This window comes from Thauera sp. WH-1 (genome assembly GCF_047806685.1).
Taxonomy (GTDB): domain Bacteria; phylum Pseudomonadota; class Gammaproteobacteria; order Burkholderiales; family Rhodocyclaceae; genus Thauera.
Genome location: NZ_JBLQGP010000002.1, coordinates 257,582 through 272,746, shown reverse-complemented (window position 1 = coordinate 272,746; position 15,165 = coordinate 257,582). Strand labels below are relative to the sequence as shown.

General features: G+C 66.6%; 17 protein-coding genes, 1 tRNA gene and 3 pseudogenes. 7 read left to right on the top strand and 14 right to left on the bottom strand.

The genetic code is table 11. The features are described 5' to 3' along the window. Positions 1 to 99 precede the first annotated feature (99 nt). From ACMV5O_RS03535 to ACMV5O_RS03515, 5 genes are all read left to right on the top strand, one after another. On the top strand, positions 100 to 825 hold the full coding sequence (locus ACMV5O_RS03535; protein ID WP_416162182.1) for a YebC/PmpR family DNA-binding transcriptional regulator: 726 nt from the start codon (positions 100 to 102) through the stop codon (positions 823 to 825). 75 nt (positions 826 to 900) lie between these two features. Continuing rightward, positions 901 to 1,782, top strand: a complete 882-nt coding sequence (locus ACMV5O_RS03530; RefSeq protein ID WP_416162181.1) for a DMT family transporter — start codon at positions 901 to 903, stop codon at positions 1,780 to 1,782. Between the two features lie 36 nt (positions 1,783 to 1,818). Next, complete coding sequence (locus ACMV5O_RS03525) at positions 1,819 to 2,136, top strand: heavy metal-binding domain-containing protein (RefSeq protein WP_416162180.1); 318 nt, start codon at positions 1,819 to 1,821, stop codon at positions 2,134 to 2,136. After that, the gene (ruvC, locus tag ACMV5O_RS03520) at positions 2,133 to 2,684 is read left to right on the top strand and encodes a crossover junction endodeoxyribonuclease RuvC (RefSeq protein ID WP_416162179.1); all 552 of its coding nucleotides are present in this window, start codon (positions 2,133 to 2,135) and stop codon (positions 2,682 to 2,684) included. Before ACMV5O_RS03525 ends, ruvC begins: the two co-directional genes overlap by 4 nt. A 116-nt stretch (positions 2,685 to 2,800) precedes the next feature. Beyond that, positions 2,801 to 2,876, top strand: a tRNA-Lys gene (locus ACMV5O_RS03515). A gap of 70 nt (positions 2,877 to 2,946) precedes the next feature. Here the strand turns inward: ACMV5O_RS03515 and ACMV5O_RS03510 are convergent. From ACMV5O_RS03510 to ACMV5O_RS03490, 5 genes are read right to left on the bottom strand one after another with little or no spacing between them, the layout of a single operon-like run. Then, positions 2,947 to 3,117, bottom strand: a complete 171-nt coding sequence (locus ACMV5O_RS03510) for a hypothetical protein (protein WP_416162178.1) — start codon at positions 3,115 to 3,117, stop codon at positions 2,947 to 2,949. Between the two features lie 3 nt (positions 3,118 to 3,120). Continuing rightward, on the bottom strand, positions 3,121 to 3,411 hold the full coding sequence (locus tag ACMV5O_RS03505) for a helix-turn-helix domain-containing protein (RefSeq protein ID WP_416162177.1): 291 nt from the start codon (positions 3,409 to 3,411) through the stop codon (positions 3,121 to 3,123). Positions 3,412 to 3,416: 5 nt separating this feature from the next. Continuing rightward, on the bottom strand, positions 3,417 to 3,749 hold the full coding sequence (locus ACMV5O_RS03500; protein ID WP_416162176.1) for a helix-turn-helix domain-containing protein: 333 nt from the start codon (positions 3,747 to 3,749) through the stop codon (positions 3,417 to 3,419). Next, the gene (locus tag ACMV5O_RS03495; protein WP_416162175.1) at positions 3,746 to 4,069 is read right to left on the bottom strand and encodes a type II toxin-antitoxin system RelE/ParE family toxin; all 324 of its coding nucleotides are present in this window, start codon (positions 4,067 to 4,069) and stop codon (positions 3,746 to 3,748) included. The genes ACMV5O_RS03500 and ACMV5O_RS03495 overlap by 4 nt, the downstream gene beginning before the upstream one ends. Before the next feature lie 48 nt (positions 4,070 to 4,117). After that, complete coding sequence (locus ACMV5O_RS03490) at positions 4,118 to 4,399, bottom strand: hypothetical protein (protein ID WP_416162341.1); 282 nt, start codon at positions 4,397 to 4,399, stop codon at positions 4,118 to 4,120. On the opposite strand from ACMV5O_RS03490, the pseudogene ACMV5O_RS03485 reads away from it, so the two are divergent. Then, positions 4,337 to 4,795 (top strand): annotated as a pseudogene (locus ACMV5O_RS03485) (transposase); the annotation flags it as partial. The gene ACMV5O_RS03490 and the pseudogene ACMV5O_RS03485 overlap by 63 nt on opposite strands. A 62-nt stretch (positions 4,796 to 4,857) precedes the next feature. On the opposite strand, the gene ACMV5O_RS03480 reads toward ACMV5O_RS03485, so the two are convergent. The 5 genes and pseudogenes from ACMV5O_RS03480 to ACMV5O_RS03460 all read right to left on the bottom strand — a co-directional run. After that, positions 4,858 to 5,166, bottom strand: coding sequence for a HigA family addiction module antitoxin (locus ACMV5O_RS03480; protein ID WP_416162174.1), 309 nt, complete (start codon positions 5,164 to 5,166; stop codon positions 4,858 to 4,860). A 10-nt stretch (positions 5,167 to 5,176) separates the two neighbouring features. Further along, complete coding sequence (locus tag ACMV5O_RS03475) at positions 5,177 to 5,455, bottom strand: type II toxin-antitoxin system RelE/ParE family toxin (protein WP_270069078.1); 279 nt, start codon at positions 5,453 to 5,455, stop codon at positions 5,177 to 5,179. Between the two features lie 141 nt (positions 5,456 to 5,596). Further along, positions 5,597 to 8,725: a type I restriction endonuclease subunit R gene (locus ACMV5O_RS03470; protein ID WP_416162173.1), complete on the bottom strand. Its 3,129-nt coding sequence runs from the start codon at positions 8,723 to 8,725 to the stop codon at positions 5,597 to 5,599. A gap of 254 nt (positions 8,726 to 8,979) precedes the next feature. Continuing rightward, a complete protein-coding gene (locus ACMV5O_RS03465) occupies positions 8,980 to 9,333 on the bottom strand; it encodes an arsenic metallochaperone ArsD family protein (RefSeq protein WP_416162172.1) in 354 nt (117 codons plus the stop codon). A gap of 191 nt (positions 9,334 to 9,524) precedes the next feature. Next, positions 9,525 to 10,061, bottom strand: a pseudogene (locus tag ACMV5O_RS03460) (SAM-dependent methyltransferase); the annotation flags it as partial. 7 nt (positions 10,062 to 10,068) lie between these two features. Here ACMV5O_RS03460 and ACMV5O_RS03455 point away from each other — a divergent pair. Continuing rightward, a pseudogene (locus ACMV5O_RS03455) lies at positions 10,069 to 10,254 on the top strand (addiction module protein); the annotation flags it as partial. A 67-nt stretch (positions 10,255 to 10,321) separates the two neighbouring features. On the opposite strand, the gene ACMV5O_RS03450 reads toward ACMV5O_RS03455, so the two are convergent. The 4 genes from ACMV5O_RS03450 to ACMV5O_RS03435 are packed head-to-tail and all read right to left on the bottom strand — an operon-like array spanning position 10,322 to position 15,100. After that, positions 10,322 to 10,906, bottom strand: a complete 585-nt coding sequence (locus ACMV5O_RS03450) for a GIY-YIG nuclease family protein (RefSeq protein WP_416162171.1) — start codon at positions 10,904 to 10,906, stop codon at positions 10,322 to 10,324. Further along, positions 10,903 to 12,264, bottom strand: a complete 1,362-nt coding sequence (locus ACMV5O_RS03445) for a restriction endonuclease subunit S (RefSeq protein WP_416162170.1) — start codon at positions 12,262 to 12,264, stop codon at positions 10,903 to 10,905. Before ACMV5O_RS03445 ends, ACMV5O_RS03450 begins: the two co-directional genes overlap by 4 nt. Continuing rightward, positions 12,261 to 13,268, bottom strand: coding sequence for a PDDEXK nuclease domain-containing protein (locus ACMV5O_RS03440; RefSeq protein ID WP_416162169.1), 1,008 nt, complete (start codon positions 13,266 to 13,268; stop codon positions 12,261 to 12,263). Before ACMV5O_RS03440 ends, ACMV5O_RS03445 begins: the two co-directional genes overlap by 4 nt. Continuing rightward, positions 13,265 to 15,100, bottom strand: coding sequence for a type I restriction-modification system subunit M (locus tag ACMV5O_RS03435; protein ID WP_416162168.1), 1,836 nt, complete (start codon positions 15,098 to 15,100; stop codon positions 13,265 to 13,267). The genes ACMV5O_RS03440 and ACMV5O_RS03435 overlap by 4 nt, the downstream gene beginning before the upstream one ends. Between the last annotated feature and the right edge of the window lie 65 nt (positions 15,101 to 15,165).

Here is a 15,165-nt window from a genome sequence, read left to right as displayed (position 1 = left end):
AAATGTCGTGCGCAAAAGTTTAGCAGTGCCAGCGCCCTCCCGCCCGGGCGGTATAATGCCGGCCTCTTCAATCGCTGATGCAGTACAGAGGTCAAACTTATGGCGGGTCATTCGAAGTGGGCCAACATCCAGCACCGCAAGGGTAGGCAGGACGAAAAGCGCGGTGCGGCGTTCTCCAAGCTGGCGAAGGAGATCACCGTCGCCGCCAAGATGGGCGGGGGTGATCCCGGCTTCAACCCGCGCCTGCGCCTGGCGGTGGACAAGGCCAAGGGCGTGAACATGCCCAAGGACAAGATCGAGAACGCGATCAAGAAGGGCACCGGCGAGCTCGAGGGCGTGAGCTACGAAGAGATCCGCTACGAGGGCTACGGCATCGGTGGCTCGGCGGTGATGGTCGACTGCCTCACCGACAACCGGACCCGCACCGTGGCCGACGTGCGCCACGCCTTCTCCAAGTACGGCGGCAACATGGGCACCGACGGCTGCGTCGCCTTCCAGTTCAAGCACTGCGGCCAGCTGCTGTTCGCCCCCGGCACCAACGAGGACGCCCTGATGGAGGCCGCGCTCGAGGCCGGCGCCGAAGACGTGCTGACCAACGACGACGGCTCGATCGAAGTCATCACCGGACCGTGGGAGTTCACCGCGATCAAGGAGGCGCTCGAGCAGGCCGGTTTCAGCGCCGAATTCGGCGAAGTGACGATGAAGCCCGAGAACGCCATCGAGCTCATCGGCGAGGACGCCACCCGCATGCAGAAGCTGCTCGACGCGCTGGAAAGCCTGGACGACGTGCAGGAGGTGTACACCTCGGCGGAGTTCGACGAGTAATCCACCGCCCTTCGCCCCGTTTCACCCGCAGAGCGGCGCCCGGCGCCGCTTTTCCTTTCCAGGCCCGCGCCCGACATGATGCCCGCCCCCCTGCTCCAGCGCTTCACCCCGCTGCTCTTCGTCCTGCTGTGGAGCACCGGCTTCATCGGCGCCAAGTTCGGCCTGCCCTATGCCGAACCGCTCAGCTTCCTGGTCGCGCGCTACGTGCTGGTGATCGGCCTGATGACGCTGATCGCGCTCGCCATGCGCGCGCCCTGGCCGGCCAGCCCGCTCGAGGCGCTGCACATCGGCGTCACCGGCGTGCTGGTGCACGCGCTGTACCTGGGCGGCGTGTTCATGTCCATCCACCGCGGCCTGCCGGCAGGCATCTCGGCGCTGGTCGTGGGCATGCAGCCGCTGCTCACCGCGGCGCTCGCCGGCCTGCTGCTCGGCGAGCGCGTGTCGGCGCGCCAGTGGATCGGGCTCGCGCTCGGTTTTGGCGGCGTGGCGCTGGTGGTCGGCAGCAAGGCCGGGGTCGATGGCGCCGGCGGCGAGGCCCTGGTGCACATGCTGATCCCGGCGCTCGCGGCCCTGCTCGGCATCACCGCCGGCACCCTGTACCAGAAGCGCTTCTGCCCGCGCTTCGACCTGCGCACCGGCTCGGTACTGCAGTTCCTGCCCAGCCTGGCGCTGACGGCGCTGGTCGCAAGCCAGACCGAGACCCTGCACATCACGTGGAGCGGCGAGTTCATCTTTGCCCTGCTATGGCTGGTGGTGGTGCTGTCGGTGGGCGCGATCAGCCTGCTCAACCTGCTGATCCGCAGCGGCAGCGCGGTCAACGTCGCCAGCCTGTTCTATCTCACGCCGCCGACCACGGCGCTGATCGCGTGGGCGATGTTCGGCGAGCAGTTGTCGCTGGTGGCCATTGCCGGCATGGCGGTCGCCGTGTCGGGTGTGTGGCTGGCGCGCAAGGGCTAGAATCAGGGCTCCCCATCCCCTTGCGCGGAGCATGCCATGCTGATGACCACCACCTCGAACCTCGACGGCCAGCCGATCCGCCAGTACCTCGGCGTGGTCAATGGCGAAGCCATCATCGGCGCCAACCTGTTCAAGGACATGTTCGCCTCGATCCGCAACGTCGTCGGCGGCCGCGCGGGCAGCTACGAGCGCACCCTGGCCGACGCCCGTCGCATCGCCATGGAAGAAATGGGAGAGGCCGCGCAGAAGCTCGGCGCCAACGCGATCGTCGGCATCGATGTCGACTACGAGGTTCTCGGCGCCGACAACGGCATGCTGATGGTGTGCGTGAGCGGCACCGCGGTGAAGATTTGACCGCTGCCGCCAGCCACAGCGTCGCCACCCGCATCCTCGGCCTCGACCCCGGGCTGCGCATCACCGGCTTCGGCCTGGTGGACCAGCTCGGCAGCCAGTTGCGCTACGTCGCCAGCGGCTGCATCAAGACCCGCGACGGCGAACTACCGGGGCGGCTGAAGACCCTGCTCGACGGCGTGCGCGAGGTGATCGACACCTACCGGCCCGACGTGGTCGTGGTCGAGAAGGTCTTCGTCAACGTCAACCCGCAATCCACCCTGCTCCTCGGCCAGGCCCGCGGCGCGGTGATCTGCGGCGCCGTGTCACGTGACCTGCCGGTGGCCGAATACACTGCCCTGCAAGTCAAGCAATCGGTGGTCGGCTACGGCAAGGCGCACAAGGAACAGGTCCAGCACATGGTCCAGCGCCTGCTGCTGCTCGATGCCAGCCCCAGCGCGGACGCCGCCGACGCCCTCGCCTGCGCCATCTGCCACGCCCATGGCGCGCAGGGCCTGGGCGGACTGGCCGGCGTCGGCAGCCGCCGCCGCGCCGGCCGCATCCTGGCCTGATCGCGCGACCAGGGCGAATGCGAAAAAGCGGTGACAAGGGTGTTGCGCTGCACTACGGAGCCCGGTATCATTCGCGGCTTCTGATCGGGCGCCAATCCGGTCTGCCGCAAGGCAACGGGGGTATAGCTCAGTTGGTAGAGCAGTTGACTCTTAATCAATTGGTCCTAGGTTCGAGTCCTAGTGCCCCCACCACGAATTCAAGCACTCAGGCCAGTTCTCGCGAACTGGCCTTTTTGCTTTTGGGCTATTCCCTTATTGGGGCTTATTTGCGCTCCATCGTGCGCACCATCGGGAAAGTTGCCTCCAGGCCGACGCGGCTGCGGGCGGCAATGAGTTCGCGCGCAAGCTCGAACTCCGGCGCTTGCGCCTCGTACTCGGCGCGGGCCTCGGGGTTCGCCAGGATGAGGGCCTTCAGGGCGGCAAGCTCAGTCATCGGTCAGGCGCTCAGGGCTTCGATGACTGCGGTGGAGTTGCGCTCGATGACGTTGAGCAGTACGAGCGCGGGGCCGTGCGGGGTGCGGTCGCCTCGCTCCCAGTGGCGAAGGGTCGCCGTCGAGAACCCGAAGCGCGCGGCGAACTGCTCTTGCGTCATGCCTACCTTGGCGCGCAGAGCCTTCACGTCCACCGGGCGCGGGCGATGAATGCAGGTGCCCGGTGGGGAATGCCCTTCGGCGTGCTCGATGGCCGCTTGCAGGCCACGCCTGATGCTCTCGAATGCGGTTTTCATGCCGGTCAGGCTGCGTGCTCTTGCTTTGGCTCGAAGCGAATCACCAACCTCTGCCCGCAGGCGTCCGCATACTTGCGCAAGGTCGCCAGGGATGGAGCATGTTTGCGGCTGCCGATGCTGCCTTCGATGCGGGCCACGACAGGCTGCGACACACCCATGCGCTCGGCCAACTCCGTCTGCGTCAGACCGGCACGCTGGCGGGCGCGCAGCAGCTCGGCCAGGGCGGCAAACTCATCGGCCATGCCGTCGTAGGCTTCACGGAATGCCGGGTCGCGCTTGCTGGCCTCCTCTGCGAAGGCGCGGGGGTTGAAGGCGACAGGGTTGTATTTCTCGCTCATGGGCGGACCTCCTTCATGCGGTGGCGTGCGGTGTCCAATGCACGCTGCGGGGTTTGCTCGGTCTTCTTGATGAAGCCATGCAGGATGACGATGCGCTTGCCGACGACAGTGCAGAACAAGGCGCGTCCGATGCCTTCCTGCCCCTTCGCGCGAATCTCGAACAGCCCATCACCCATTGCGCGGGTGTAGGGCATGCCAAGGTTCGGGCCGTGTTCGGTGATGCGTTCCGCAATCCGGGTGAAGCTGGCGAGAATGCCGCCGGGCCACTCCATCACCTCAGCTTCAACGGCTTCGTTGAAGAACTCGATACGGTAGCTCATGGAGTAAATATAGCTTGCGTGTTATAAGCAATCAATGGGGACAGCCAGTCATGCCACCGCGCGCTGCCCCAGCCGCACCACGTTCGAGGGCGCGCGCTCGGCCTGGCGGATGGCTTCTAGCCTCGCCTCCCAGGCCACCAGCGCGGCCCGCTTCTCGTCGGTGTATGCGTGCCGGTCGTAGTGCGCGGCCTGCACGCCGCTGATGCCGTGGGATAGCAGTTGTGCGCGGGTGTCCTTGCTGATGCCCAGGCCGGCTCGCGAGCGCGAGGCCAGGCGCCCGAGGCGTGGTTGGTCGATGGCGGCTTCGTCGGTCACCAGCAGGTCGAACAAGCCAGCGCACACACCACGGTGTATGGGCCAGTGCCGGCGTCCAAGGACAAGGCGGTCGATCCGCACCAGCCCAAGCCGAAGGACAGTCTGGCCGTGGCGGCGTGGCGCGCGCGCGTGGGGACCGATGAGGCCAAGGCGATCTACAAGAACCGCGCCGCAACCGCCGAATGCGTCAATGCCCACAGCCGCAATCGGGGGCTACAGCAGTTCCGCGTACGCGGACTGGTCAAGGTCAAGTGCGTGGTCTTGTTCTTTGCCTTGGCCCACAACCTGATGCGGATGGCCAGCCTGGCACCAGAGATGCTCGCCCTCGGGAAAGTTGCCCCCAGGCCGGCGCGAGTGCGGGCGGCAATGAATTCGCGCGCAAGCTCGAACTCCGGCGCGTGCGCCTCGTAGTCGGCGCGGGCCTCGGGGTTCGCCAGGATGCGGGCCTTCAGGGCGGCAAGCTCAGTCATCGGTCAGGTGCTTTTCATCTCGGGCGCACGCTCCACCGCAGGCATGCCGGCAGCGCGGGCCTTCCACAAGTCATAGGCGGCTTGCTGCGCAATCCAGGCGTCTGCGCTGCCTCCGTTCTCCACGCCGAGCCAGCCTTCGAGGCGCAAGGCCATTTCCGGCGAGATTGCAGCATGGCCGTTCAGCACGCGAGACAGCGCAGCGCGGGTCACGCCAAGTTGCGCGGCGGCGTCGGTCACGGTCAGGCCCAGAGCAGGAAGAACATCCTCCCGGAGCGTTTCGCCGGGGTGCGGCGGGTTGAACATCGTTGTCATGGTGCTGCCCTCAGTGATAGTCCTGGTAATCGACCAGAACCGCGTCTCCGCCGTCAAAGCGGAACGTCAGACGCCAGTTGCCATTCACGAAAACCGAGTAATGGCCTGCCAGACTTCCGACAAGCGGATGCAGACGCCATCCCGGCACGTTCATGTCCTCGGGCACCTTGGCGGCGTGAAGTCGTGCCAGCAATCGGGCCAGCTTTGGCGCGTGATGCGGCTGGATGCCTGCCTTGCTGCCAGTCTCAAAAAAGGCTTGAAGCCCTTTGTGCTCGAAGCTCTTAATCATGGCTTAGTGTATAGCGTAACGTTTCACAACTCAATACAGCCCAGTGAAGCGACCACGCGCAGCGCGGGGGCGGCGCACTCGGTCAGGCTGCTCGCAAGTGCCGCACGTTCGAGGGCGTACGGTCGGCAGAGCCCACGCCCTCTAGCCGCGCCCGCGCGACGCCCGCAACAGCTCGTACAGCCGCCCCGGACCGAGCAGGATGGCCTTGATCTCGGCGCGGATGCGCTCGGATTCCAGCGCCTGCCGGCTCATCGAGGTGAAGGCCGACAGCGCGTCCATCACCGCGTCGAGGATGCGCGCATCCAGGTCCGGCGAGCTGCCGAACTGCTCCTTGGTGTTGTTGACCGCCTGCTCGATCAGCGTCTCGCACTCGAGCAGCTTGCCCTTGATCGCCTTGTCCACGTAGAGCAGCTTGTCGCCCTCGGTGAGCTCGCCGATGAAGAGCTGGTTCACCCGCGCGATGATCTCGTCGAGCGCCGCCTTCTCCTTGTCGCGCACCGCGCCGCCGCCCGGGCCGCTGGGCTTGAGCCTGTATTCGCCCTGCGCCGCGTCCAGCGCCAGGCGGCGGGTGCCGAGGTTCTTCAGCGTGTAGTGGGTCAGCGCGAGCGAGGACAGGTCCACCGTCTCGCTCTCGCGGCCAAAGTCGAGCAGCCGGTGCAGCAGGCGGAAGAAGATCGCGCGCTTCTCGATGTCGGTGTTGCCGTAGTTGAAGATCTGCGACAGGAAGCCGTACAGGCGCACGTAGGTGGCAATGTCGCGCTTGAACAGGATCAGCGCATCGAGCTCGAGCTTCGCGGCGCGCGCGTCGGCGCTGCCTTCTTCAGCATCGCGCCGGCGGCGCTGGGCGGCGGCGTAGCGCTTGAGCAGACGATCCGCCACCGGCACCAGGGCGCGGTCGAGCGCGGACTGGTCCCTGCCGCGCAGCGCCACCTCGACCACGCGATCGACCTCGAACGTGTCGTAGAAGCCCAGCCCGTCGAGCTTGGCGCGCAGGGTGTAGATCTGCTCGGGGTCGCTGACGCCGGCGAGCTCGGCGGTGGTGTGATAGACGCGGAAGGCAGCGAGGATCTCGTCCGGGTCATTGACGAAGTCGACCACGTAGGTGGTGTCCTTGCCCGGATGCGCGCGATTCAGGCGCGACAGCGTCTGCACCGCCTGGATGCCGGCTAGGCGCTTGTCGACGTACATGCCGCACAACAGGGGCTCGTCGAAGCCGGTCTGGAACTTGTTGGCCACCAGCAGGATGGCATAGTCGCCGCCCTTGAAGGCCTCGCGGATGCCGCGGCCGCGCAGGCGCGGGTTCATCAGCGCGCTGGTCTCGGCGAGCGGCTCGGGGGCGGACTCGGGGTCCTCGACCTCGCCCGAGAAGGCCACCAGGGTCTCGATGCGGTAGCCGTGCTCATCGATGTACTTGCGCATCGCCAGCTGCCAGCGCACCGCCTCCTTGCGACTGGCGGTCACCACCATGGCCTTGGCCTGGCCGCCGAGCAGCGGTGCCACATGCTGGCGGAAGTGCTCGACCACGAGGCGCACGCGCTGGGCGATGTTGTACTCGTGCAGCCGCACCCAGCCCATGATGCCCTTCATGGCGGTGTCGCGATCGACCTCGGAGAGGGTCGCACCCCCTTGAGCCGCCCCGCCCTCGTGCGCCAGGTTGAAAGCCACCTTGTAGCTGGTGTAGTGCTGCAGCACGTCGAGGATGAAACCCTCCTCGATCGCCTGCCGCATCGAATACACGTGAAAGGGCGCGGGCAGGTTGTCATCCGCAGGCGGGCGCGACGGGTCAGGCCGCGTGCCGAAGAGCTGCAGCGTCTTGTCCTTGGGCGTGGCGGTGAAGGCGACGAAGGTGATGCCCAATTCCTTGCCCGCCGCCTTGGCCTGCATCTGCGCGGCGAGCAGGTCCTCGGTGTCGAACTCGCCGCCGTCCTCCAGCTCGGCCAGCTCCGCCGGCGACAGCACCGCCTTCAGTTTGGCCGCGGTCTCGTTGGTCTGCGAGGAATGCGCCTCGTCGGCGATCACCGCGAAGCGCTTGCCCTCGGTCGCCGCCAGCTCGCGCACCTTGTCGAGCGCGCGGGGAAAGGTCTGCAGCGTGCACACCACGATCTTCTTGCCGGCGGCGAGCGCCTCGGCCAGCTCCTGGCTCTTGCTCGCGCCCTCGCCCTTCACCACCGCGACCACGCCCTGGGTGCGCTCGAAGCCCATGATGGCTTCCTGCAGCTGGTCGTCGAGCACGGTGCGGTCCGACACCACCACCACGGTGTCGAAGACCTTGCCGTTGGCCTCGTCGTGCAGGTCGGCGAGGAAGTGCGCGGTCCACGCGATCGAGTTGGTCTTGCCCGAACCGGCCGAGTGCTGGATCAGGTACTTGTCGCCCGGCCCGTCGCGGCGCACCGCGGCGACGAGGGCGCGGGTGGCGTCGAGCTGGTGATAGCGCGGGAAGATCGTGTCGATGAGCTGCCGCGCGTCGTTCTTCCTCGGCACGATGTAGCGGCCGAGGATCTCCAGCCACGAATCGCGCGCCCACACCGCTTTCCACAGGTAGTCGGTGGCGTAGCCCTGCGGGTTGGGCGGATTGCCGGCGGCGCCGGCGTCGCCCTGGTCGAAGGGCAGGAACACGGTGGCAAAGCCATCCAGCTTCGTCGTCATGCGCACCGCCGAGTTGCTCAGCGCAAAATGCACCAGCGCGCCCTGCGGAAAGGCCAGCAGCGGCTCCACCGCATTGCTGCCCGCCACGCGCGGCGGGCGGTCCTTGCGGTACTGCAGCACGGCGTCTTCCACCGCCTGGGTGTAGTCGGTCTTGATCTCGACGGTCGCCACCGGGATGCCATTGAGGAACAACCCGAGGTCGATGCAGTTTTCGTGGTGCAGCGAATAGCGCAGCTGGCGCACCACGCGCAGGCGGTTGGCGGCGTACTTCGCCTGCAGCTCGGCGTTCATCGCCAGCGCCGGGCGGAACTGCGCCACCTGGATCGGCCGCCGCAGCCCCAGCAGCTCGAAGCCGTGGCGCAGCACATGCAGCGTGCCGTGGTCAGCCAGCGTGCGCCGCAGGCGCTCGCACACCAGCTTGCGCGCGTTGGCGCCGTGGGTCTGCTCGATGCTCGCCCAGAGCTCGCGTTGCGTGTCCTGGATCCAGCCCACCACGTCGTCGGGGAACAGCGCCAGCGCGCGGTCGTAGCGCGCGGCATCGGCGGCGTCGTGCAGCCAGCCGGCGGCGGCAAGGTCGTCGCAGATCTCGTCTTCGAGGGCGACTTCGGTATGCAGGGCGGTCATCGGGGGTCGGTGCGGCGCCGCGCAATCTCGGACAGCCAAGGCTGCAAGCCGCCAAGCCAGGCCAGTCCCATCGCAGCATCGTGCTCAGTCGGGGCCTGCATCCTAGCATCATGGGCGCGCACTGCCCTTGCTTGCGCGTCTCGACGCCGGTCCGGGCCGCGCGGCCGCACTATCGCGCAGACCGACGCCGACCGCGATTGATCAGGCGCTGGCACCGTCGGCCGCCCGACCATCGCGCCAGCGCCACCACCGCCTCAGCCGCAGTTGCCCCCCGAGCAGCAGTCGCCGCTACGAATCGGGCGCAGCGTCGGCTGCTCGAGCCCCGCCCAGCGCGCCAGTTCGCTGCGCGTGGGATGGCGGCCGGAAAGCGCCATCTCGCCGTCCACCAGGATCAGCGGCAGCGCCGCCTGGCCCGAACGCTCGACAAGGTCCTTCGCGACCGCATGCTGCGCGAGCGCGCCGGGCTGCTCGGCAAGGCTGATGCACTCGATGCGCGCGCCCTGCTTGTTCGCCCACTCGACGTCGGCGGCGAAGGCGCCCCGTGCCGCAGCCTCACCCACAGCGGCACTGCCGCCCGAAGACAGATCGAACACCTGGATGGATTTCATGCAAATTCTCCGTTGACCGCCACGCTGGCGGCGTCTGTTAAGCCGCGCGAAGCCTACGATCAACAGGCCGGTGGTCGCCTTGATCGGGATCAGCTCCGGACCAAGGCCGCGAGTCCGTCGCGGGCGAGCGCACGCCGGGCAGAAGTCCCCGATCACGCCGGCAATCACCGTCGCCTCGCCCGGTCACCCCCTCAGTGCCGCGACATCAGCGCGAACACGCCCCAGCCCAGGTACTCGCGTGTGTAGGCGGCATGGCGCACGGGCTCCGAGCGCAGTTTGGCGCGAACCTCCTCGGCGAGCGCGTCGCCCGGATTGGCGTCCGCCCATCGGCGTAGGGTGAGCCATTTGGCCGCCTCGTATCTGTCCCAGCTGTCCTGGTCCGCCAGCACCATCTCGACGACGTCGTAGCCAAGCTCGCCGAAGGACGCAAGAAGCGCTGGCAGCATGAGAAAGTCGGAGATCGAGCCCGCAAGACACTGCCTCGCCGCCTCATCCGTCGGCGGCAACTGCCGCCAGTAAGGCTCGCCAATCAGAATGATCCCGCCGGGGCGCAGGCTTCGTGCCAGCAGTTCGATCGTGCCAGCCACCCCCGCGCCAATCCATGTCGCACCGAGGCAGGCGGCCACATCCACCCTCTCGTCGGACACAAAGCCCGCCGCATCGCCATGGATGAACGTGACTTGACCGCCAACGCCCAGTTCGCCCGCACGGTGTTTCGCCTGCTCGGATCCAGCCATGCGCATGACTGTCGAACAAATCGCTGCCGAAGCCCTCGCACTGCCCAGTGAGGCGCATGCCCTGCTGACCGACCGGCTTGTTGAAAGCCTCGATCCCGCTGAATACGGTTATATCCGCGACCTTTGGTTGCAGGAAGCAAATCGGCGCGCAGATGACGTTCGTAGCGGTGCGGTCAAGACGGTTTCCGCCGAGTCAGCGCTCAAGGAAGTCCGGCAGTTCATGGCCGTAACGCTCCCCCCGCAAGCCAACCTCACCCCCCGCGCTTCACCTCGCTCAGCGTCTCCCCGCCCGCCGTCTTCCAGTCCAGCCAGCCGTTCGACGCCGCCGCGCACACCACCGCCGACGCGCCGCTGGGCGAGGCGAACAGCACGTCCTCGGTGAACACGGTGACATCGCCCTCGACCACGATCCTGCCCTGCTCGATCAGCGCGTTGCGGCGCTTGGCGAACGAGTGATGCGCGAAGGCCTTGGCGATCTGTGCGCGCCCCTTCGAGCCCTTGAGCACGACGAAGCCCTCGGCGGTGTATTCGCCGCGCGCATCGGCACCAGCGCGCGGCCAGAAGTCCTTGTCCTTGTTGTGGCTGGCGAGGCGCTTACGCAGGTCGCCGGTCTGGCCGATGTAGACCTTGGGCTCGGCGCCGTCGTCGCTGTGGCCGAAGAGGACATACACCGCCACCTGCTCGCTCTCGGGCATGGCGAGGAAGACGTCGAGCTGCGGGCGCGGCACCTCGATGAGTTGCACGATGCGGGTGGTGATCTCGGCGATGCGGATGCCGCGCGGGTCGCCGAGCGGCAGGAAGATCTGGATGGTCTGCGGGCGCGCGGCGGGAGTCATACGGGCTCCGGGGCGGGTTCGGCAGAGGCGGCGGCGAGGTGGCGGACGTCGATCTTGCCGGTGACCGCGGCGGAGATCAGGGCGGTGCGGCGTTCCTGGAGAAGGGCAATAGCGCGCTCCGCTTCAGAGGTAAGGCCATCCAGATTCGCAATCTCCAAGTCGAGAAACAGAACGACAGCAACCTGTTCATCGATGCGTGGCACGGGCAGTCGAATTTTCGCAATGAGACCGGCGCTGAGATTCATCTGGCTGGTCTCATTCCCACCATCTCGGACGTGCTCGTATGCAGCCATGAAGAAGTAGCGGCCAAACTCGGGAAGGAGTCGATCGCCGAACAAAATGGCTGCACATGCTTGGTTGTAGGTAGCCTCTATTTCCAACCGGGCGACACGCCCGCGGGTAGCGCCTTGACCATACATAGCCATGAGCAACATTCCAGGCTTTGCAACCCTCACCGCCGTATTTGCGACACCCTCCTCCGTGATGAATTCTTCCGCTTCGCGTATGGGTGCCCAGTTGATCTCGCCCGTCTTCAGCCAAGGAATCGAGCCGTTCCAGTATCTCGGCTCTGCACGGTCGGGGGTCGCACCTGTCTCGATCGTAGCGAGGTAACCAAGGGCGCTAACGCCCCAATGCGCCGGCACCTCACCCAGCCACGCCACCCCGGAATCCTTCATCGGCACACCCGGATCCAGCCCCTTGGTGACCGCGTGCGAGATCAGCGCCTGGCGCTTTTCCTTCAGCAGTGCGATCAGGTTCTGCTGCTCGGCGACAAGGGCGTCGATCTTGGCGGTTTCGCGGTCGAGGAAGGCAGAGATTGCGCACTGCTCCCTCAGCGGAGGAAAGGCCAGCCGAAAATCCCGGACGAAATCGTCGGGGACGCGTTTCTGGCCGCCTGCTCCATACATGGATGCCTCTCCGAGCTTGCGGAACGGCTGCGACACGAAAACCCAGTGCAAATACTCGCTGGTCGTCTCATCGGGCTTCGGCCGAGCAACGATGAGCTCCGTGGTGCCAAAACCGGCGCCGCCGACGAGCCCGCACATGACAGCCCCCTTGCCGTTCTCGAAACAGGGCGTGATCTTCGCGATCGTTACGTCGCCGTCACGGAAGTAGGTGTAGCCGGACGAGACCTCCAGAATCGGGCGAGTACGCTGCAGATCGAGCCGCCCATCCTCACCAATCGCCTCCATCGGGAGGAATGAAAGCTCGGTTTCAGGCGGGAGCGCTGCAACCTCGGACTTCGACGGATTCAGCGTCGCCACTTGGCGGACACGCAGGAGCTCCCAATGCCCCGGCACCTCCCCCAGCCACTCGACGCCCGAGTCCTTGTACGCCGGATAGCGCCGAAAGCTCATTCTTCCTCTCCCGCGTCGCGCATGTTCTGCAGGTAGAACTCGTGCAGCTTGGCCTGCAGCAGCTTCTTGTCGGGCAACTGGGTCTGGTACTCGGCGATCAGCGCCGGCGACAGGCTGCGGCTCAGGGCGTATTCGACCACCTCGTCGTCCTTGCTGGCGCACAGCAGCACGCCGATGGCGGGGTTCTCGTGCGGCTTCTTCACATCGCGGTCGAGCGCTTCGAGGTAGAAGCCGAGCTTGCCGAGGTATTCGGGCTCGAAGCGGCCGACCTTCAGCTCGATTGCCACCAGGCAGTTGAGGCCGCGATGGAAGAACAACAGGTCGAGCGCGAAGTCGCGCTTGCCGACCTGGAGCGGGAACTCGGAACCGACGAAACAGAAGTCGCGGCCGAGTTCGATCAGGAAGTCCTTGAGCCGGCCGAGCAGTCCACGATGCAGGTCGAGCTCGCTGTGCGGCTCGGACAGGCCGAGGAATTCGACCACGTAGGCGTCGCGGAAGACGTCCAGCGCCTGGGGGTGAATTTGTCTCACCGGTGGTGAGACTTTTGCGGGATTGAGCACGGCGCGCTCAAAGAGCGCTGCCTTGAACTGGCGCTCCAGTTCACGCTTGCTCCACTTCTCCTGGATCGCCAGGCGCAGGTAGAAGACGCGCTCGTCCGGGTGCTTGCTCTGGCTCAGGATGATGAGGTTGTGGGTCCAGGGCAATTGTCTCAGCAGTGCCGAGACTATCTCGTCATCGCGGTAGGCCTCGTAGAACTGCCGCATCCTGAACAGGTTCGGGCGCGTGAATCCCCGCAACCCGGGCTGCGTGTGCGCGATGTGCTCCGCCAGTTGCGCGACCACGCCGTCACCCCATTCCGCGGCGGCAATCTTGCGGCTGATGATGGCGCCGACCTGCCAGTACAGGTCGATCAGCGCGGCATTGACCGTTTGCACCGCGCGCTGACGGGCGGTGACGATGAGATCGACGATCTCGGCAAAACCGCTATCAGGCATGGTGCTCATCCCGCCAACCCCTCGATCATCTGCTTGATCCGGTCCATCGAGCGCTTCAGATCCGCGTCGATCTCCGCCAGCGGCCGCGGCGGCTCGAAGACGTAGAAGTGGCGGTTGAAGGGGATCTCGTAGCCGACCCTGGTCTTGTCGTGGTCGATCCAGGCGTCGGGGGCGTGGGGCAGCACCTCGCGCTCGAACCAGGCCTGCACGTCCTCGGACAGCGGCACGTTCTCGGTGTCGCGCCGCGCGCTGTCGGGCTGGGGCTTGCCCTTCTGCTTGCCGCGCTCGCCGAGCACGATGTGGCCGGCGGCGTCGCGCTGCGGGCGTTCGATGGTGATCGTGCGGTAGCCGAAGTCCTCGTTGCGGAAGACGCGGGCGATGGGCACGCGCTTGAGCTTGCCGCCCTCGGGCGCGGTCGGCAGCTTCACGCCCGGGAACAGCGTGACGCGCTCGAGCTCCTTACCCTGGGCATCGCTCACCACCGCCTGCTCCACCTCCAGAAAGTCGCCGAAGATGCGGGTGATGTCGGCGATGTGGGTGTCCGACAGCTCCTTGCGCTTGGAGCCGAGGCTCTTCCTCATCTTCTGCCAGAAGCTGGAGGCGTCGATCAGTTGCACCCAGCCGCGGCGGTCCTCGACCTTGCGGTTGGTCAGGATCCACACATAGGTGCTGATGCCGGTGTTGTAGAACATGTCGGTGGGCAGACCGACGATGGCTTCGACCAGGTCGTTCTCGAGCAGGTAGCGGCGGATCTCGGACTCGCCCGAACCGGCGCCGCCGGTAAACAGCGGCGAGCCGTTGAGCACGATGCCGATGCGGCTGCCGCCCTGCTCGGCCGGGCGCATCTTGGAAATCAGGTGCAGCAGGAACAGCAGCGAGCCGTCCGACACGCGCGGCAGGCCCGGCCCGAAGCGGCCGGCGAAGCCTTTGTCCTCGGCCTCGCGGCGCACTTCCTTTTCGACCTTCTTCCACTCCACGCCGAAGGGCGGGTTGCTGAGCATGTAGTCGAACAGCTTGCCGAGCAGGCCGTCCTCGGACAGCGTGTTGCCGAGCACGATGTTGCGCACGTCCTGGCCCTTGATCAGCATGTCGGCCTTGCAGATGGCGTAGGACTCGGGGTTGAGCTCCTGGCCGAACATGGTGAGGCGCGCGCCAGGGTTGATGTCGAAGAGGTGCTCGCCCGCCACCGACAGCATGCCGCCGGTGCCGGCGGTGGGGTCGTAGATGGTGCGCACGATGCCGGGCTTGGAGAGGGCCTCGTCGTCCTCGATGAAGAGCAGGCTCACCATCAGGCGGATGACCTCGCGCGGGGTGAAGTGCTCGCCGGCGGTCTCGTTGGAGATCTCGGCGAACTTGCGGATCAGCTCCTCGAACACCAGGCCCATGTGCACGTTGTCGACGCGCCTGGGGTGGAGCTCGATGTGGGCGAACTTCTCGACCACCAGGTAAAGCAGCCCGGCCTTGTGCAGGCGCTCGACGGTGTTGGCGAAGTCGAAGCGCTCGAAGATGTCGCGCACGTCGGGCGCGAAGCCCTGGATGTAGGCGTGCAGGTTGGCGCGCAGGTGGTCCTGGTCGCCGGCGAGCGTGGGCAGGTCGAGCGCGCTGACGTTGTAGAAGGGCACGCCGGACTTCCTGAGCACGAAGGGCTCGAAGGGCAGCCCGGCCTGCGCCTTGTCGCGGTACTCGGCGAGCACCGCCGCCTTGGTCGGCGCCAGCACGCAGTCGAGCCGGCGCAGCACAGTGAAGGGCAGGATGACGCGGCCGTATTCGGACTGCTTGAAGTCGCCGCGCAACAGGTCGGCGACCGACCAGATGAGGGCGGAGAGGGCTTGCTGGTTCATGGGCTCGGGTCGTTGGAAGGCGCAGGCGGGCGATTATCGCCCATGGGAGGACCAAGCGACGCCGC